Genomic DNA, 18024 nt, shown 5'->3' with positions numbered 1-18024 from the left:
GGCGGCCCGGCGGCCGACGCGCCGCGGCTATCCTGACCCCGTCCCGGCATCCCGTTCCGAAGGTTCTCCCGTGCCTGCAGCCCCCTCGTCCGGGCCCCTGACTGGGGCCGTCCCCGCGGCCCGTCCCCGCCAGGCGGCCGACCCGACCCCCACGGTGCTGCGCGTCGCGCTGCTCGGCTGCGGGGTCGTCGGCTCCCAGGTCGCGCAGACGCTGATCCAGCACGCCGACGACCTCGCCGCCCGGGCCGGGGCACGCCTCGAGCTGGTGGGCATCGCCGTGCGCGACGCGAGCCGTCCGCGCGGCGGCGTCGGGACGGTCGTCCCCGCCGACCTGCTCACCGAGGACGCCGAGGCGCTCGTCGACCGGGCCGACCTCGTCATCGAGCTCATGGGCGGCATCGAGCCGGCGCGCGGGCTCATCCACCGCGCGATCGCCGGCGGCGCGAGCGTCGTCACGGCGAACAAGGCGCTCCTCGCCGCGCACGGCCCGGAGCTCTTCGAGGCCGCCGACGCCGCGGGCGTCGACCTGTCGTTCGAGGCCGCCGTGGCCGGCGCGATCCCGATCGTCCGCCCCGTGCGCGAGTCGCTCGCCGGCGACCAGGTGCGCCGCGTGCTCGGCATCGTCAACGGCACCACCAACTACGTGCTCGACCAGATGACGACGCACGGGCTGGACCTCGAGGAGGCCCTCAAGGAGGCGCAGACCCTCGGGTACGCGGAGGCCGACCCCACGGCGGACGTCGAGGGGCACGACGCCGCGGCGAAGGCCGCGATCCTCGCGTCGCTCGCGTTCCACACCCGGGTCTCGCTGGCGCAGGTCGCCTGCGAGGGCATCACCCGCGTGACCGCCGCCGACGTCGCCGCCGCGCAGCAGACCGGGCACGTCGTGAAGCTGCTGGCGATCGCGGAGCAGACCGCCGAGGGCGTGTCCGTGCGGGTGCACCCCGCGCTCGTGCCGGCCACGCACCCGCTCGCCGCGGTGCGGGGCGCGTTCAACGCGGTCTTCGTCGAGGCCGACGACGCCGGGCCGCTCATGTTCTACGGGCAGGGCGCGGGCGGCCGCCCGACGTCGTCCGCCGTGCTCGGCGACCTCGTGTCGGCCGCGCGCGACCGGATGGTCGGCGGGCGCGGGCCGCGCGAGTCCGCGTACGCGTCGCTGCCGGTGCTGCCGCACGACGCCGCCGTCACGCGCTACCAGGTCCGCCTCGTCGTGGCGGACCGCCCCGGCGTCCTGGCGCAGGTGGCGCAGGTGCTCGCCGACCACGGCGTGTCGATCGACACCGTCCGCCAGGCGCCCGACGAGCCGTACGCCGTCGACGTCGCCGAGGGCACCGCCGCGCTGCTGCTCACCACGCACTCCGCCCGCGAGGCGTCGCTCGCCGCGACGGTCGCGGCCGTGCGCGGCCTCGAGCCGGTGCGCGAGATCACGTCCGTCCTGCGAGTCGAGGGAGCCTGACATGTCGACGCCCCAGCCTGCCCACCAGTGGCGCGGTGTCATCACCGAGTACGCCGACCGGCTGCCCGCCCACGTGGCGGAGCGGATCGTGACGCTCGGCGAGGGCGGCACCCCGCTCGTGGCCGCCCCCGCGCTGTCGGACCGCACCGGCGCCGACGTCTACGTCAAGGTCGAGGGCATGAACCCGACCGGGTCGTTCAAGGACCGCGGCATGACGACGGCGATCTCCGCGGCCGCGGGCCGCGGCGCGAAGGCCGTCGTGTGCGCCTCGACCGGCAACACGTCCGCCTCGGCGGCCGCGTACGCGACCCGCGCCGGCATGACCTGCGCCGTGCTCGTGCCGGACGGCAAGATCGCGATGGGCAAGCTCAGCCAGGCGATCGCGCACGGCGCCCGCCTGCTGCAGGTGGACGGCAACTTCGACGACTGCCTGATCGCGGCGCGCAAGCTCGCCGAGGTGTACCCGGTCGAGCTGGTGAACTCCGTCAACCCGGACCGCATCGAGGGTCAGAAGACGGCGGCGTTCGAGGTCGTCGACGCCCTGGGCGACGCCCCGGACATCCACTGCCTCCCGGTCGGCAACGCGGGCAACATCACCGCGTACTGGAAGGGCTACCGCGAGTACGCGGGCCTGGACGACGGCGCCGCGCACGGCGCGGTCGCGACCCGCACGCCGCAGATGTGGGGCTTCCAGGCCGCCGGCGCCGCGCCGATCGTCCTGGGGCACCCCGTCGACCAGCCGGAGACGATCGCCACCGCGATCCGCATCGGCAACCCCGCGTCGTGGGAGCAGGCGGAGGCCGCCCGCGACACGTCCGGCGGCGTGATCGAGTCGGTCACCGACGAGCAGATCCTCGCCGCGCACCGCGTCCTGTCCGCCGAGGTCGGCGTGTTCGTCGAGCCGGCGTCCGCGTCCGGCGTCGCGGGCCTGCTCGCCCGCGCCGAGCGCGGCCTGGTCCCCGCCGGGGCCCGGGTCGTCGTGACGGTCACCGGCCACGGGCTCAAGGACCCGCAGTGGGCTCTGCGCACGCCGGACGGCGGCGAGGTGACCCCGACACGCGTGAGCGCCGACGTCGTCTCCATCGCCGACGCGCTCGGCCTCGGCTGAGCCCCTCCCGCCCGACACCGTTCCGACCGAGCCCCGAGAGGGAGACGCGCATGCAGCTCGGCGCCGACCACGTGCTGGTCCGTGTTCCCGCGACCAGCGCCAACCTGGGCCCGGGGTTCGACGCGATGGGCCTGGCCCTCGCGCTGTACGACGACCTGGAGGTCGAGCTCCTCGCGAGCGACGACGTCGTCATCGAGGTCGAGGGGCAGGGGGCGGGGGAGGTGCCGCTCGGCGACGACCACCTCGTCGTGCGCGCCCTGCGGCACACGCTCGAGCTCGCCGGGGCGCCCCGGACCGGCCTGCGGCTGCGGTGCGTCAACCGGATCCCGCACGCGCGGGGGCTGGGCTCGTCGTCGGCGGCCGTCGTGTCGGGCATCGTCGCGGCGCGTGCGCTCCTCGCCGACCCCCACGTCCTGGACGCGGCCGCGGTGCTGCGGATCGCGACGGAGTTCGAGGGCCACCCGGACAACGCGGCTCCCGCGATCCGGGGTGGCGCGACGCTGGCGTGGCGGTCGGGCGACGGCCCCCGCGCCGTGGACCTGGACGTCGACGACCGCATCGAGGCCACCGTCCTGGTGCCCGACGCCCGCCTGGCCACGAGCCGCGCCCGGGGCGTGCTCCCGGCGGAGGTGCCGCACGGCGACGCGGCGTTCACCGCCGGGCGCGCGGGGCTGCTCGTCGAGGCGCTGGCGCGGCGCCCGGAGCTGCTGCTCGACGCCACCGAGGACCGGCTGCACCAGGACTACCGCGCGAGCGTGATGGCGGGCTCGGCCGAGCTGCTGCGGGCCCTGCGCGCTGAGGGGCTGGCGGCCACGATCTCCGGCGCCGGTCCCACGGTCCTCGTGCTCACCGCGGGCGACGGCACGGGCCGGCTCGACGCCGTGCTGGCCGACCTCGTCGACGACGTGGCGGGCTGGCGCGCGCTGCGGCCGGGGGTGGACCACGACGGCGCGGTGGCGCGCCGCGTGGCGGCCGGCGCGTCGGCCTGGGGCCGGGTGTGAGGTGATATGATGCGGTGAGCCTTCGGGATCGACCGCGAGGGCACCCCCTCTCCACCGCACGGCGCGCCAGCGTGCCCGGTCAGAGCCAGGTGCCTCGGTGGTCGCGATGCGGTGCAGGACCGCCGCGCCAGTCCCGCGAGAGGGTGAAACACCAACCCCGCCAGCCGACGTCGTCGTACCACTGATGCGAGGTTCCACGCGTCTCGGCGCTCCCCGCGCCGGACGGCAACCACCCCGGCCCCGAGATCTGCGGGCCGCATACGAGGGGGAAGGGTCCTTCGTGACGAACACCACCGACAGCCGGAACGGCGCCGCCGCATCCGGGAACCTGAGCTCGATGCGTCTGGCCGAGCTCCAGGCGCTGGCCTCCGGCATGGGCGTCAAGGGCACGTCCCGGATGCGCAAGAGCGACCTGCAGGACGCGATCCGGGCCGCCCGCGGCCAGGGCGCGCGCACCGCCGGTGCCCCGGTCGCCGCGGCGATCGCCGTGGCGCCGACGGTCCGCAGCGACGCCCCGGCCCAGTCGCCGGCCGAGCAGAGCTCCGGGCAGGCCTCGAGCGGCGCCCGCTCCCCGCGCGCCGACGGGGCCGAGGCCCCGCGCCGCTCGCGCCGGGCCACCCGCTCGGCCGGCTCGGCCGAGGGCGACGCGGCGCCGCAGCAGCGCGCGGCGGAGGCGCCCGCCGAGCAGCAGCCCTCCCGGGACGAGCAGCGCGGCAGCGAGCAGCGCGGCCAGCAGAACGACGCCGACCGCGAGGCGCGCCTCGCCCAGCTCGCGGAGGCCGTCGCGGCCCCGCGCGAGCGCGGCGGCCGCCGGTCCGGCAACGGGCAGAACGGCAACGGCCAGAACGCCGGCCAGGGACAGGGACAGGGCGAGGGTGACGGCCAGCGCTCGGGTCAGGGGCGCGGCAACGACGGCTCCGGCCAGCAGCAGCGCTCGGGCGCCCAGGGCGGCCAGCGCGACGAGCGCCCGCGGCGGGACGACGACGACGAGCGCGGTTCGCGCCGTCGCCGGGGTCGCGACCGCGGCCGGGACCGCAAGCGCAACCGCGGCGGGCGTGCGGGCGGCCCGGACGTCGCCGGCCTGGACGACGTCGAGGTGCGCGAGGACGACGTGCTGCTGCCCGTCGCCGGCGTGCTCGACATCCTCGACAACTACGCCTTCGTGCGCACGAGCGGCTACCTGCCCGGGGCGGGCGACGTCTACGTCTCCCTCAACCAGGTGAAGAAGTCCGGCATGCGCCGCGGCGACGCGATCGTCGGTGCCATCCGCCAGCCCCGCGAGGGCGAGGAGCCGCCGGCGGGCAAGAACGTCCGCAGCAAGTTCAACGCGCTCGTGCGGCTGGACTCCGTCAACGGCATGACGCCGGAGGAGGCGCGCCAGCGTCCCGAGTTCACCAAGCTGACGCCGCTGTACCCGCAGGAGCGGCTGCGGCTGGAGAACCCGGAGGCCACCCGCCTCACGCCGCGCGTGATCGACATCGTCGCCCCGATCGGCAAGGGCCAGCGCGGCCTCATCGTCGCGCCGCCCAAGGCCGGCAAGACGATCATCATGCAGCAGATCGCCAACGCGATCACCGCGAACAACCCCGAGGTCCACCTCATGGTGGTGCTCGTGGACGAGCGGCCCGAAGAGGTCACCGACATGGAGCGGACGGTCAAGGGCGAGGTCATCGCCTCGACGTTCGACCGCCCCGCGTCGGACCACACGATCGTCGCGGAGCTCGCCATCGAGCGGGCCAAGCGCCTGGTCGAGCTGGGCCAGGACGTCGTCGTGCTGCTCGACTCGCTCACCCGCCTGTCGCGCGCCTACAACCTCGCGGCGCCGGCGTCGGGCCGCATCCTGTCCGGTGGTGTCGACGCCGCGGCGCTCTACCCGCCGAAGAAGTTCTTCGGCGCGGCGCGCAACATCGAGAACGGCGGCTCGCTGACCATCCTCGCCTCGGCGCTCGTGGAGACGGGCTCGAAGATGGACGAGGTGATCTTCGAGGAGTTCAAGGGCACGGGCAACATGGAGCTGCGCCTCTCCCGCAACCTCGCGGACAAGCGGATCTTCCCGGCGGTGGACGTCAACGCGTCCGGCACCCGGCGCGAGGAGATCCTCATGTCGAAGGACGAGCTGGGCATCGTCTACAAGCTGCGCCGCGTCATGGGGGCGCTCGACCAGCAGCAGGCGATCGAGCTGCTGCTCGGCCAGCTCAAGAAGACCAAGACCAACGTCGAGTTCCTGCTGCACGTGCAGAAGACGACGCCGGCCGGGCTCTCGGACGAGAACCCGGGCGAGACGATCTGATCGTCCCGGTACGCCGGGCCCGCGGGGCCCGGCGCACCGGGGATGTCCGGGGCGCGTCCGCGTTCTGGCACAATGGTTCGTCGGCCATCCGGTTCACGGCCCGCTGTCCTGCGGGGCGACCCGGTGGCATCACACCAAGGAGCATCATGAAGTCCGGAATCCACCCCGAGTACGTCGTCACCGAGGTGACCTGCACCTGCGGCAACACGTTCACGACCCACAGCACCGCGACCTCCGGCAAGATCAGCGTCGAGGTCTGCAGCGCCTGCCACCCGTTCTACACGGGCAAGCAGAAGATCCTCGACACCGGTGGCCGCGTCGCCCGCTTCCAGGCGCGCTACGGCAAGAAGAAGTAGCTGCCTGACCCCTGTCGGGGTCCCTGCGAACGCGCGGAGCGAAGCGAGCACGTTCGTGGGGTGGCTAGCGCCGGTGGTCCGCCCGACAACCTCTCCAGGGGCAGTCGGACGACGGACCACCGGCGCTTCTGCTTTGCCGAGGGAATGTCGCCACCCGCCGAGGCAGTGCGTGTCCCGGTGAGGTGGTCCGCGCCGGGCCCGACGCCGCCTCGCGCCCGGACCGGGAGTACCCATGACCGACTCGTTCGCCGCCGCGCGGCCGCTGCTCGACGAGCACGCCGAGATCGAGCGCGCGCTGGCCGACCCGGCCGTGCACGCGGACGCGGGGCGCGCCCGCTCTCTCGGCCGCCGCTACGCCGAGCTGAACCAGGTCGCCGCGGCGTACCGCGCGTGGGAGCAGGCCCGCGACGACGCGGAGGCGGCCGCCGAGCTCGCCGCGGAGGACGAGGCCTTCGCGGCCGAGCTGCCGGCCCTGCGCGCCGCGGCGGACGACGCGTCCGAGCGGCTGCGGCGTGTGCTGGTGCCGCGGGACCCCGACGACGCGCGCGACGTCATCCTCGAGATCAAGGCGGGGGAGGGCGGCGACGAGTCGGCCCTCTTCGCCGGCGACCTCCTGCGCATGTACCTGCGCTACGCCGAGCGCCGCGGCTGGGCCACCCAGGTGCTCGACGCCACCGAGACCGAGCTGGGCGGCTACAAGGACGTCCAGGTCGCGGTCAAGGCGCGGAGCGTCTCCGACCCCGCCGAGGGCGTGTGGGCGAGCCTGAAGTACGAGGGCGGCGTGCATCGCGTGCAGCGCGTGCCGGTCACGGAGTCGCAGGGACGCATCCACACGTCGGCGGCCGGCGTGCTGGTGCTGCCCGAGGTGGACGATCCGGGCGAGGTGGAGATCGACCCGAACGACCTGCGCATCGACGTCTACCGGTCGTCGGGCCCGGGCGGCCAGTCCGTGAACACGACGGACTCGGCCGTCCGCATCACGCACGTCCCCACGGGGATCGTCGTGTCGATGCAGAACGAGAAGTCGCAGCTGCAGAACAAGGAGCAGGCGATGCGCGTGCTGCGCGCCCGGCTGCTCGCGGCGCAGCAGGAGGCGGCCGCCGCGGCCGCCGCCGACGTCCGGCGCTCCCAGGTGCGCACCGTGGACCGCAGCGAGCGGATCCGCACCTACAACTTCCCGGAGAACCGCATCGCGGACCACCGCACCGGGTACAAGGCGTACAACCTCGACCACGTGCTCGCGGGGGACCTCGACCCGGTGGTGCGCTCGGCGGTCGAGGCCGACGAGGCGGCGCGGCTCGCGGCCGCGGGCAGCGCCGGTGACTGACGCGACGCCCGCGGTTCCCGCCGTGCCCGCGACCGTCGGCGGGGCCGTGCGCTGGGCGACGTCGCGGCTCGGAGCAGCCGGCGTGCCCAGCCCGCGCGTCGACGCGGAGACCCTGCTCGCGCACGCCCTCGGCGTCGACCGGTCGGAGGCGCGGCGCCTCGCCGTGCTGGACCGCGTGATGCCGGACGGCGCGGCCGACCGGTTCGCCGCCGACGTCGAGCGCCGCGCGGACCGGGAGCCGCTGCAGCACCTCACCGGCGTGGCCGCCTTCCGGCACCTGGAGCTCGCCGTCGGGCCGGGCGTCTTCGTCCCGCGGCCCGAGACCGAGGAGGTCGCGCAGGTCGCGATCGACGAGGCGGTGCGCGTGGTGGCCCGCGAGGGCACGGCGGTCGTGGTCGACCTGTGCACCGGGTCGGGAGCCATCGCGCTGGCCGTCGCGACCGAGGTGCCGGGCGCCCGCGTGCACGCCGTCGAGCTCGACGCCGCGGCCCACGGGTGGGCCGCCCGGAACGTCGCCGCGGCGACGGGGGACGGGGCGGACGCCGTCGTCCGCCTGCTGCGCGGCGACGCGCGCACCGCGCTGCGCGAGCTGGACGGCGCCGTCGACGTCGTCGTCTCCAACCCGCCGTACGTGCCGCCGGGCGCCGTGCCGCGCGACCCCGAGGTGGCCGACCACGACCCGGCCGTGGCGCTCTACGGCCTGGGCGACGACGGGCTGGAGGTGCCCCGCGGAGTGACCGCCGCCGCGGCGCGGCTGGTGCGGCCCGGCGGTCTGTACGTCATGGAGCACGCGGAGGTGCAGGCTGCCGCGGCGCGCGCGATGGTGGCGGGCACGACCGGGTTCGGCCCCGCGAGCACGCGCGAGGACCTCACCGGCCGGCCGCGGATGGTGGTGGCGCGCCGCTGCGGCGGAACGCGCGAGCACCGGGCCACCGACCCGGACGGCCGGCCGGGGGCCGGCCGAACCGTGACAGACTGAGCCCGTGAGCAGCGTGCACGACGTCACCGACCCGAACACCTGGGGCCCTGCGATCGACGAGGCGGTGAACACGGTCTCGCGCGGCGGCCTGCTGGTGCTGCCGACCGACACCGTCTACGGGATCGGCGCCGACGCCTTCGACGCGGAGGCCGTCGCGGCCCTGCTCGCGGCCAAGGGCCGCGGGCGCCAGATGCCCCCGCCCGTCCTCATCCCGGACGTCCGCACCCTCGACGGGCTCGCCACCGAGGTCCCCGACGACGCGCGCAAGCTGGCCGAGGCGTTCTGGCCGGGCGGGCTCACGATCATCCTGCAGGCGCAGCCCTCGCTGCAGTGGGACCTGGGGGAGACGCACGGCACCGTCGCGCTCCGCATGCCCGACCACCCGGCCGCGCTGGCGCTGCTGCGGCGCACGGGCCCGCTCGCGGTGTCGAGCGCCAACGCCACCGGCAACCCGGCGGCCCTCGAGGTCGCCGACGCGCAGGCGCAGCTCGGGGACGCGGTGACCGTCTACCTCGACGGCGGGGACGCGCCCGGCGGGGTCGCCTCGACCATCGTCGACGCCACCGGAGAGCAGCTGCGCGTGGTGCGCCAGGGCGCGATCACGCTCGAGGCGCTGAACGACGTCGCGCCCGTGCGGGGCGTCGACGAGCCCGTCGAGGAGCCCGCCACCGAGACCACTGCCGAGACCGCTGACGCGTCGACCGAGCCTGCCGACGAGAGCACGCCCGCCCGGACCGAGGAGCAGAGCTCCGCCCCCGCGGAGGAGTCCGCCGGGTGAGGGCCTATCTGCTCCTGCTGCTCGTCTCGGCGGCGGTCACCTACCTCGCCACGCCGGGCGCGCGGTGGGTCGCGCGCCGCACGAACGCGATCACCGCGGTGCGGGCGCGCGACGTGCACGTGCAGCCGACGCCCCGGCTGGGCGGCCTCGCGATGCTCCTCGGGATCGTCGTCGCGGTGGTGCTGGCCTCGCAGATGCCGTTCCTCGCGGGCGTCTTCGAGACCGGCCCGCAGGCGTGGGGCATCGTGGGCGGCGCCGTCATCGTCTGCCTGCTCGGCTGGGCCGACGACGTGTGGGACCTGGACTGGATGACCAAGCTCGCCGGGCAGGTGCTCGCGGCGGGGTTCATGGCCCTCCAACAGGTCCAGCTCACGTCGCTGCCCACCCCGGACTGGCTGTTCATCACCTCGTCGAGGATCTCGCTGTTCCTGACGATCCTGGTGGTCGTCGTGGCGATGAACGCGGTGAACTTCGTCGACGGCCTGGACGGGCTGGCCGCGGGCCTGATCGCGATCGGCGGCTCCGCCTTCCTGCTGTACACCTACGGGCTGACCCAGCAGGCGACGCCGGAGAACTACGCCAACCTCGCGACGCTCATGATGGCCGTGCTGGTCGGCGCGTGTCTCGGGTTCCTGCCGCACAACTTCTTCCCGTCGCACATCTTCATGGGCGACTCGGGCTCGATGGTGCTCGGCCTGGTCTTCGCCGGCTCGGCCATCACGATCACGGGGAACGTCGACCCGGTCTCGATGGGGGCGACGCTCTCCGGCGCGCAGCGCGTGCCCCTGTTCATCCCGCTGCTGCTGCCGGTCGCGGTGGTGCTGCTGCCGCTCCTCGACATGGTGATGGCCGTGATCCGTCGCCTCGCGGCGGGCAAGTCGCCGTTCCATCCCGACCGCATGCACCTGCACCACCGGATGCTGGCGCTCGGCCACTCCCACCGGCGCGCGGTGCTGATCCTCTACGTGTGGGCCGCCGTCTTCTCCTTCGGCGTCGCCGCCCTCGTGCTCTGGGACTGGAAGGCCGTTCTTGCCGGCCTCGGCGTCGCCGTGGTGGTGGCGCTGCTCCTCACCCTCGGCCCGCTGCGCACCCGCGGCCGTTTCCTGGACGACGACGTCGCCACCGGCAGCCACCCGGCGGTCGTGGCGGCGCACCCGGCGCCCGCGCCGCACCGTTCCCCGACCCCGCCGCCGGCCGGCCCGGCCGCGCCCACCCTGACGACGCACGAAGGACGCCCCCGATGACGACGCCCGACGCTCCCGGCCCGACGCCCGACCCTGCCGCCGCGGACGAGCACGCCACCGACGCCGAGCGGCGGGTGCTGCGGACCGCGCTGCGGGACACGATGCTGCTGGTCGGCGCCCTGGTGGTGCTGGGCGGCGGCATCGGCCTGCTGGTCGCCGGCCTGCCCGGGTTGTGGGGCGCCCTGGTGGGCGCCGCGATCGCGGCCTTCTTCTGCGCCACGACGATCTGGTCGATGATGCGCACCGTCGGGTCGAGCCCCGCGCGCATGGCCGCGTTCGTCATGGGCGCCTGGGTGGCCAAGATCGTCGTGCTCATCGTGGTGCTGGCGCTGCTCCAGGGCGCCACGTTCTACGCGCCGTGGGTGCTGATCGCCGTGCTCGCCGTCGGGGCGATCGGGTCCGCGCTGCTCGACTACCGCGCGGTGAACAGCGGCCGCGTGCCCTACGTGCAGCCCTGATCGCGCCGTCCGACCGAGCCTTTGACCAGGGTGCTTGCGCCGGGCGACCATTCGTCGCCGGGGGCAACATCGTGCGCTTCTTCACAAGCCGCGAGATCTGGCCGGAAAAACTGCTCCGCGATGTCGGAGCACCTGTGAACATCCGGTAGGCTGTCCGCGAATCCATGACGGCCAGGTCCGATGGCGTGCCCTCCCAGGAGTGGAGCGCCCGGACCGTACGACCTCCGGGAGAACCCCCTGTCTACGCCAGCGATCCCCCTGCTGCTTGCCGCCGAAGGTGACGGCGAGTTCCACGCGCCGACGATCGCGGACTTCTTCCCGCCGGCCATCTTCTTCGAGGGCACTCCCTTCGAGTTCAACCGGATCATGCTGGTCCGCGTCATCATGGCCACCGTCCTGCTGGTGGTGTTCTGCCTCGCAGCCCGGCGCGCCCGCCTGGTGCCCGGCCGGTTCCAGAACGCGGTCGAGATGATCCTCGACTTCGTGCGCAACTCGATCGCCATCGAGGTGCTGGGCCAGGAGAACGGCCGCAAGTACTTCAAGCTGCTCGCGACGATCTTCTGCACGGTCCTCGTGATGAACATCGCCGCGGTGATCCCGTTCCTCAACATCGCGGGCACCTCCGTGATCGGCCTGCCGATCGTGCTCGCCGCGTGGACGTACGTCATGTATCTCTCCGCGGGGGTCAAGGCGCACGGTCTGGGTGGCTACCTCAAGAACTCTCTCTTCCCGCCGGGTGTGCCGAAGCCGCTCTACGTGCTGCTCGTGCCGATCGAGGCGCTGCAGGTCTTCGTCCTGCGCCCCGCGACGCTCGTCATCCGGCTCCTGGCCAACATGGTCGCCGGGCACCTCATGCTCGCGATCTGCTTCGCGGCCACGTCGTTCTTCCTCTTCGACTCGGCCGGCGCGATGAAGCTGTTCGGCGCGGGCACGTTCGTGGCCGGCGCGGCGTTCTTCTTCTTCGAGGTCTTCGTGGCCGCCCTGCAGGCGTACGTCTTCGCGATCCTCACCGCCGTGTACCTCAACATGTCCGTCGAGGCGGAGCACTGACCGTCTCGCGGTTCCCGGCCTAGCCGGACCCGTCCTACCAACTGCACCCAGAAAGCGACGCCGGGCCACCGTGGTCCGGCGCCCAACGGAAGGAAACCCAGTGGACGTCACCACCCTCGCCGAGGTCACCGGAAACATCGGCACCGTCGGTTACGGCCTCGCGGCGGTCGGCCCGGGCATCGGCCTCGGCATCCTCATCGGCAAGACGATCGAGGGCATGGCTCGCCAGCCCGAGGTCTCCGGCCAGCTCCGTACCACGATGTTCATCGGTATCGCCTTCGTCGAGGTGCTCGCGCTCCTCGGCCTGGTGGCCGGCTTCATCGTTCCGTGATGATGACCTCTTCCCTGAACACCTCCACGCCGGCGGTCCTCGCCGCCGAGGGGACCGAGCAGAACATCCTGCTGCCGCACACGTACGACATCGTGTGGTCGCTGATCATCGTGATCATCGTCGGGTTCGTGTTCTACCGGTACGTCCTGCCCAAGTTCCAGGCCGTGCTGGACGAGCGCACCGCGAAGATCGAGGGCGGCATCGCCAAGGCGGAGAAGGCCCAGGAAGAGGCCGCGGAGGCGCTGAAGGAGTACCACCAGCAGCTCGCCGAGGCCCGTGCCGACGCCGCGAAGACCCGCGAGGAGGCGCGCGCCGAGGGCACCGCCATCGTCGCGGAGCTCCGCACCAAGGCGCACGAGGAGGCCTCGCGCATCGTCGAGACCGCCCACCGCCAGATCGAGGCGGAGCGCCAGACGGCGGCCGTCTCGCTGCGCGCCGAGGTCGGCGAGCTGGCCACCGAGCTGGCGTCCAAGATCGTCGGCGAGTCGCTGCAGGACTCCGCGCGCCAGTCGCGCGTGGTCGACCGCTTCCTCGACGAGCTCGAGGCCGCGGGCGACGAGTCGCGCACGGCGGCGCCGGTCGGCAACTCGGTCGGCAAGGAGGGCTGATGCGGGGCACCAGCGGAGCATCCCTCGCGGCGGCGCAGGAGCGGTTCGAGCCGGTCCTGCGGTCCGCCGGGTCCGACGCGAAGGCGCTCGGCGAGCAGCTGTTCGCCGTCGTCGCCGCCCTGGACTCCTCCGGGCCGCTGCGCCGGTCGCTCGCCGACCCGTCGCGCGACCCGGAGGACCGTGCGGCCCTGGCCGGCCGCGTGCTGGCCGGGGGCTTCGACGAGCGCGTCGTGGACCTCGTCACGGGGCTGGCGCGGTCGCGCTGGTCCGGCGACCGGGACCTCGCGGACGCCGTCGAGCGTCTCGGGCTCGACGCCGTGCTGGCGTCCGCCGAGGCGCGGGGCACCCTCGAGACGGTCGAGGACGAGCTGTTCCGGCTGACCCGGGCGCTCGTCGGGCAGCGTGAGGCGCGCCAGGTGCTCTCGGACTCCACGACGGAACCCGGGCGCCGCGCGCAGCTCGTCGACTCCCTGCTCACGGGCAAGGTGGACGACGTGACGCTCGTGCTCGCCCGCCGCGCCACGACCGCCCTGCGCGGCCGCCGCTTCGTGGCGACGCTGCTGTGGTACGGGGAGATCGCCGCCGAGCGTCGTCGCCGGCTCGTGGCCACGGTCACGAGCGGCAGCGTGCTCAGCCAGCCCCAGCAGGACCGGCTCGCCGGGCTGCTCGAGCGTGCCTACGGGCGCGCCGTGCAGCTCAACGTCACGGTCGACGCCGCCGTCATCGGCGGCCTGCGCATCCAGGTCGGCGCCGACGTCGTCGACTCCACCGTGCTGTCCCGCCTGGCCGACGCCCGTCGCCGGCTGGCCGGCTGAACCCCTAGGCCCAGCGCCGGCCCCGGTCGGCTACGCAGAACGTGAGGCCGCGCGATACGCGGCCACGACAGGAGAGAGCAATGGCTGAGCTGACGATCCGGCCGGAGGAGATCCGCGCCGCTCTGGACAGCTTCGTGAAGTCGTACGAGCCCGAGGGCGCGGTCAGCGAGGAGGTCGGCCGCGTCACCGTCGCCGCCGACGGCATCGCCTACGTCGAGGGTCTCCCCGGCGCGATGGCGAACGAGCTGCTGCGGTTCGAGGACGGCACGCTCGGCCTCGCCCTGAACCTGGACGTCCGGGAGATCGGCGTCGTCGTCCTCGGCGAGTTCACGGGCATCGAGGAGGGGCAGGAGGTCCGCCGCACCGGCGAGGTCCTGTCCGTCCCCGTGGGCGAGGGCTACCTCGGCCGCGTCGTCGACCCGCTGGGCAACCCGATCGACGGCCTGGGCGACATCGAGAGCGAGGGCCGCCGCGCCCTCGAGCTCCAGGCGCCCGGCGTCATGCAGCGCAAGTCGGTGCACGAGCCGCTGCAGACCGGCATGAAGGCGATCGACTCGATGATCCCGATCGGTCGCGGTCAGCGTCAGCTGATCATCGGCGACCGGCAGACCGGCAAGACCGCGATCGCGATCGACACGATCATCAACCAGAAGGCCAACTGGGAGTCGGGCGACCCGAGCAAGCAGGTCCGCTGCATCTACGTCGCCGTCGGCCAGAAGGGCTCGACGATCGCCTCCGTGCGCGGCGCCCTCGAGGAGGCCGGTGCGCTCGAGTACACGACGATCGTCGCCGCCCCGGCGTCCGACCCGGCGGGCTTCAAGTACATCGCCCCCTACACCGGCTCGGCCATCGGCCAGCACTGGATGTACCAGGGCAAGCACGTGCTGGTCATCTTCGACGACCTGTCGAAGCAGGCCGAGGCCTACCGCGCCGTGTCGCTGCTGCTGCGCCGCCCGCCGGGCCGCGAGGCGTACCCCGGCGACGTCTTCTACCTGCACTCCCGTCTGCTCGAGCGCTGCGCCAAGCTCTCGGACGACCTGGGCGCGGGCTCGATGACCGGCCTGCCGATCATCGAGACCAAGGCGAACGACGTCTCGGCGTACATCCCGACCAACGTCATCTCCATCACCGACGGCCAGATCTTCCTGCAGTCGGACCTCTTCAACGCCGACCAGCGCCCGGCGGTCGACGTCGGCATCTCCGTCTCCCGAGTCGGTGGTGACGCGCAGATCAAGGCGATGAAGAAGGTCTCCGGCACGCTGAAGCTCGAGCTGGCGCAGTTCCGCTCGCTCGAGGCCTTCGCGATGTTCGCGTCCGACCTCGACGCGGCGTCGCGCGGCCAGCTGGCCCGCGGTGCGGTGCTCATGGAGCTGCTCAAGCAGCCCCAGTACACGCCGTACCCGGTCGAGGACCAGGTCGCGTCCGTGTGGGCCGGCACCAAGGGCAAGCTCGACGACGTCCCCGTCGAGGACGTCAAGCGGTTCGAGTCCGAGATGCTCGACCACCTGCGTCGCCACACCTCGGTGCTCTCCACGATCGCCGAGACCGGCAAGCTGGAGCAGGACACCGAGGACGCGCTGGCCGCGGCCGTCGAGGACGTGCGCAACGGCTTCCTCAAGGCCGACGGCACCCCGCTCGTCGGTGGCGACGACGAGGGCGACTCCGCGGACGTCGAGCAGGAGCAGCTCGTCGTGCAGAAGAAGGCCTGAGCATGGCCGGTGGAGCCCAGCGCATCTACAAGCAGCGGATCAAGTCGACGCAGTCGCTGAAGAAGATGTTCCGCGCGCAGGAGCTGATCGCGGCCTCCCGCATCGGCAAGGCGCGGGCGCGCACCGCCGCGGCGTCGCCGTACGAGCGTGCCATCACCCGCGCGGTGTCGGCCGTGGCGACGCACACGTCGACCAAGCACCCCCTGACGAGCGAGCGGCACGACACGGACCGCGTCGCGGTCCTCGTGATCGCGTCCGACCGCGGCATGGCCGGCGCCTACTCGGCGTCGATCATCCGGGAGGCGGAGCGCCTGATCGCCCAGCTGCAGGGCGAGGGCAAGCAGGTCGAGCTCTACGCGACCGGCCGGCGCGCCGTCTCGTACTACGGCTACCGCGGGCGCCAGCTCGCGGGGCAGTGGTCGTACGGCTCGGACAGCCCGGACTCGGACGTCGCCGGCGAGATCGCCGAGACCCTGCTCGGGGCGTTCCTCGCCCCGGCGGACGAGGGCGGCGTCGGTGAGCTGCACGTCGTGTACACGCAGTTCGTCAACATGGTCACGCAGCGGCCGCGCGTCGTGCGGATGCTCCCGCTCGAGGTCGTCGAGGGCGTCGCCGCACCCGGCGAGCACGAGACGTTCCCGCTGTACGACTTCGAGCCGTCGCCGGAGAGCGTCCTCGACGCCCTCCTGCCGCGCTACGTCCGCAGCCGCATCTTCAGCTTCATGCTCGACGCCGCGGCGTCGGAGCTGGCCGCGCGCCAGCGGGCGATGCACACGGCGACGGACAACGCCGAGGACCTGATCCGCACCTACACGCGCCTGGCGAACCAGGCCCGCCAGGCGGACATCACCCAGGAGATCAGCGAGATCGTCTCGGGTGCCGACGCCCTCGCGGCGTCATGACGCCGGCCATGGCAGCAGCCCAGCCGGCTCTGACGACCGTACTGACATCCGCAACGTTCCTTTCGAAGCGAGGCAAGCAATGACCGCCACCACCGTGGAAGCCCCGGTCGAGCACCAGAGCGGACCCGGCGTGGGCCGTGTCGCGCGCGTGATCGGCCCCGTCGTCGACATCGAGTTCCCCGAGGACGCGATCCCCGACATCTACAACGCCCTGACGGTCGACATCGACCTGTCGTCGCAGGGCGAGGGGGAGAAGTCCTTCGCCCTCATGCTCGAGGTCGCCCAGCACCTCGGCGACGGCCTGGTCCGCGCCATCGCGCTGAAGCCGACCGACGGCCTCGTGCGCGGCTCCGCCGTCACCGACACGGGCGCGCCCATCAGCGTGCCGGTCGGCGACATCACCAAGGGCAAGGTCTTCAACGTGACCGGCGACGTCCTCAACCTCGCCGAGGGTGAGAAGCTCGAGGTCACCGAGCGCTGGCCGATCCACCGCAAGCCCCCGGCCTTCGACCAGCTCGAGTCGAAGACCGAGATGTTCGAGACCGGCATCAAGTCGATCGACCTTCTCACCCCGTACGTGCAGGGTGGCAAGATCGGCCTCTTCGGTGGTGCGGGCGTCGGCAAGACGGTCCTCATCCAGGAGATGATCCAGCGCGTCGCGCAGGACCACGGCGGTGTGTCCGTGTTCGCAGGCGTCGGTGAGCGCACCCGTGAGGGCAACGACCTCATCGCCGAGATGGAGGAGGCCGGCGTCTTCGACAAGACGGCCCTGGTCTTCGGCCAGATGGACGAGCCGCCGGGCACGCGTCTGCGCGTCGCCCTGTCCGCGCTGACGATGGCGGAGTACTTCCGCGACGTGCGCAAGCAGGACGTGCTGCTCTTCATCGACAACATCTTCCGGTTCACGCAGGCCGGCTCCGAGGTGTCGACCCTGCTGGGCCGCATGCCGTCCGCGGTGGGCTACCAGCCCAACCTGGCCGACGAGATGGGCCTCCTGCAGGAGCGCATCACCTCGACGCGCGGTCACTCGATCACCTCGCTGCAGGCGATCTACGTGCCGGCGGACGACTACACCGACCCGGCGCCGGCGACCACGTTCGCCCACCTGGACGCGACGACCGAGCTCTCCCGCGAGATCGCGTCGAAGGGTCTGTACCCGGCGATCGACCCGCTGACCTCGACGTCCCGCATCCTCGACCCGCGCTACGTGGGCCAGGAGCACTACGACGTCGCCACCCAGGTCAAGTCGATCCTGCAGCGCAACAAGGAGCTGCAGGACATCATCGCGATCCTCGGTGTGGACGAGCTCTCGGAGGAGGACAAGACGGTCGTCGCGCGTGCGCGCCGCATCCAGCAGTTCCTCTCCCAGAACACCTACATGGCGAAGAAGTTCACCGGCGTGGAGGGTTCCACCGTGCCGCTGAGCGAGACCATCGAGGCGTTCAAGAAGATCGCCGAGGGCGAGTTCGACCACATCGCCGAGCAGGCGTTCTACAACATCGGCGGCCTCGAGATGCTCGAGGAGAACTGGGCCCGGATCCAGAAGGAGTACGGGGCCTGACGGTCTCGTCCCGCCGCGTCGCCGCGCCGGGAGGCACCGCCTCCCGGCGCG

General features: G+C 73.2%; 17 protein-coding genes. All 17 read left to right on the top strand.

Going from position 1 to position 18024, the window contains the following annotated elements:
- The first annotated feature begins 97 nt into the window (after positions 1–97).
- The 17 genes from ACQP6G_RS20175 to atpD all read left to right on the top strand — a co-directional run bounded on the left by ACQP6G_RS20175 (position 98) and on the right by atpD (position 17973).
- Complete coding sequence (locus ACQP6G_RS20175; RefSeq protein ID WP_429767130.1) at positions 98–1456, top strand: homoserine dehydrogenase; 1359 nt, start codon at positions 98–100, stop codon at positions 1454–1456.
- 1 nt (position 1457) lies between these two features.
- Positions 1458–2564 (top strand): threonine synthase, encoded by a 1107-nt coding sequence (thrC, locus tag ACQP6G_RS20170; protein WP_429767024.1) that lies wholly within the window; start codon positions 1458–1460, stop codon positions 2562–2564.
- Between the two features lie 50 nt (positions 2565–2614).
- Positions 2615–3565 carry a homoserine kinase gene (gene thrB, locus ACQP6G_RS20165; protein ID WP_429767023.1) on the top strand — a complete coding sequence of 317 codons (951 nt, stop codon included), beginning with the start codon at positions 2615–2617 and terminating at the stop codon, positions 3563–3565.
- Between the two features lie 280 nt (positions 3566–3845).
- Entirely contained in the window at positions 3846–5855 is a 2010-nt protein-coding gene (gene rho, locus ACQP6G_RS20160; RefSeq protein ID WP_429767021.1) for a transcription termination factor Rho, read from the top strand.
- A gap of 146 nt (positions 5856–6001) precedes the next feature.
- Positions 6002–6211 carry a 50S ribosomal protein L31 gene (rpmE, locus tag ACQP6G_RS20155; RefSeq protein ID WP_429767019.1) on the top strand — a complete coding sequence of 70 codons (210 nt, stop codon included), beginning with the start codon at positions 6002–6004 and terminating at the stop codon, positions 6209–6211.
- Between the two features lie 232 nt (positions 6212–6443).
- The gene (gene prfA / locus ACQP6G_RS20150; RefSeq protein ID WP_429767018.1) at positions 6444–7538 is read left to right on the top strand and encodes a peptide chain release factor 1; all 1095 of its coding nucleotides are present in this window, start codon (positions 6444–6446) and stop codon (positions 7536–7538) included.
- Positions 7539–7560: 22 nt separating this feature from the next.
- Positions 7561–8517, top strand: coding sequence for a peptide chain release factor N(5)-glutamine methyltransferase (gene prmC / locus ACQP6G_RS20145; protein ID WP_429767016.1), 957 nt, complete (start codon positions 7561–7563; stop codon positions 8515–8517).
- Positions 8518–8530: 13 nt separating this feature from the next.
- On the top strand, positions 8531–9295 hold the full coding sequence (locus tag ACQP6G_RS20140) for an L-threonylcarbamoyladenylate synthase (RefSeq protein ID WP_429767128.1): 765 nt from the start codon (positions 8531–8533) through the stop codon (positions 9293–9295).
- Complete coding sequence (locus ACQP6G_RS20135; RefSeq protein WP_429767014.1) at positions 9292–10539, top strand: glycosyltransferase family 4 protein; 1248 nt, start codon at positions 9292–9294, stop codon at positions 10537–10539. Before ACQP6G_RS20140 ends, ACQP6G_RS20135 begins: the two co-directional genes overlap by 4 nt.
- Positions 10536–10997 (top strand): Cg1360 family ATP-synthase-associated protein, encoded by a 462-nt coding sequence (locus ACQP6G_RS20130; protein WP_429767013.1) that lies wholly within the window; start codon positions 10536–10538, stop codon positions 10995–10997. The genes ACQP6G_RS20135 and ACQP6G_RS20130 overlap by 4 nt, the downstream gene beginning before the upstream one ends.
- Positions 10998–11363: 366 nt before the next feature.
- Positions 11364–12047: a F0F1 ATP synthase subunit A gene (gene atpB, locus ACQP6G_RS20125; protein WP_429767011.1), complete on the top strand. Its 684-nt coding sequence runs from the start codon at positions 11364–11366 to the stop codon at positions 12045–12047.
- Between the two features lie 100 nt (positions 12048–12147).
- Positions 12148–12378 carry an ATP synthase F0 subunit C gene (locus ACQP6G_RS20120; protein ID WP_079569652.1) on the top strand — a complete coding sequence of 77 codons (231 nt, stop codon included), beginning with the start codon at positions 12148–12150 and terminating at the stop codon, positions 12376–12378.
- A 2-nt stretch (positions 12379–12380) separates the two neighbouring features.
- Complete coding sequence (locus tag ACQP6G_RS20115; RefSeq protein WP_429767010.1) at positions 12381–12986, top strand: F0F1 ATP synthase subunit B; 606 nt, start codon at positions 12381–12383, stop codon at positions 12984–12986.
- A complete protein-coding gene (locus ACQP6G_RS20110) occupies positions 12986–13801 on the top strand; it encodes a F0F1 ATP synthase subunit delta (RefSeq protein ID WP_429767009.1) in 816 nt (271 codons plus the stop codon). The genes ACQP6G_RS20115 and ACQP6G_RS20110 overlap by 1 nt, the downstream gene beginning before the upstream one ends.
- A gap of 80 nt (positions 13802–13881) precedes the next feature.
- Positions 13882–15510 (top strand): F0F1 ATP synthase subunit alpha, encoded by a 1629-nt coding sequence (gene atpA, locus ACQP6G_RS20105; protein WP_429767007.1) that lies wholly within the window; start codon positions 13882–13884, stop codon positions 15508–15510.
- Between the two features lie 2 nt (positions 15511–15512).
- Complete coding sequence (locus tag ACQP6G_RS20100; protein WP_429767005.1) at positions 15513–16412, top strand: F0F1 ATP synthase subunit gamma; 900 nt, start codon at positions 15513–15515, stop codon at positions 16410–16412.
- Between the two features lie 79 nt (positions 16413–16491).
- The gene (gene atpD, locus ACQP6G_RS20095; protein WP_429767003.1) at positions 16492–17973 is read left to right on the top strand and encodes a F0F1 ATP synthase subunit beta; all 1482 of its coding nucleotides are present in this window, start codon (positions 16492–16494) and stop codon (positions 17971–17973) included.
- Positions 17974–18024: the final 51 nt, after the last annotated feature.

Source organism: Isoptericola nanjingensis (genome assembly GCF_050311635.1).
In the GTDB taxonomy this organism is placed as follows: domain Bacteria; phylum Actinomycetota; class Actinomycetes; order Actinomycetales; family Cellulomonadaceae; genus Isoptericola; species Isoptericola nanjingensis.
The sequence above is the reverse complement of the archived record's forward strand: the minus strand, read 5'-3'. Positions and strand labels throughout refer to the sequence as shown.

Coding starts and splice junctions, on each gene's coding strand:
- thrC (WP_429767024.1), top strand. CDS start 1,458: ATGTCGACGCCCCAGCCTGCCCACCAGTGGCGCGGTGTCATCACCGAG.
- thrB (WP_429767023.1), top strand. CDS start 2,615: ATGCAGCTCGGCGCCGACCACGTGCTGGTCCGTGTTCCCGCGACCAGC.
- rpmE (WP_429767019.1), top strand. CDS start 6,002: ATGAAGTCCGGAATCCACCCCGAGTACGTCGTCACCGAGGTGACCTGC.
- prfA (WP_429767018.1), top strand. CDS start 6,444: ATGACCGACTCGTTCGCCGCCGCGCGGCCGCTGCTCGACGAGCACGCC.
- ACQP6G_RS20130 (WP_429767013.1), top strand. CDS start 10,536: ATGACGACGCCCGACGCTCCCGGCCCGACGCCCGACCCTGCCGCCGCG.
- atpB (WP_429767011.1), top strand. CDS start 11,364: ATGCTGGTCCGCGTCATCATGGCCACCGTCCTGCTGGTGGTGTTCTGC.
- ACQP6G_RS20115 (WP_429767010.1), top strand. CDS start 12,381: ATGACCTCTTCCCTGAACACCTCCACGCCGGCGGTCCTCGCCGCCGAG.
- ACQP6G_RS20110 (WP_429767009.1), top strand. CDS start 12,986: ATGCGGGGCACCAGCGGAGCATCCCTCGCGGCGGCGCAGGAGCGGTTC.
- atpA (WP_429767007.1), top strand. CDS start 13,882: ATGGCTGAGCTGACGATCCGGCCGGAGGAGATCCGCGCCGCTCTGGAC.
- ACQP6G_RS20100 (WP_429767005.1), top strand. CDS start 15,513: ATGGCCGGTGGAGCCCAGCGCATCTACAAGCAGCGGATCAAGTCGACG.
- atpD (WP_429767003.1), top strand. CDS start 16,492: ATGACCGCCACCACCGTGGAAGCCCCGGTCGAGCACCAGAGCGGACCC.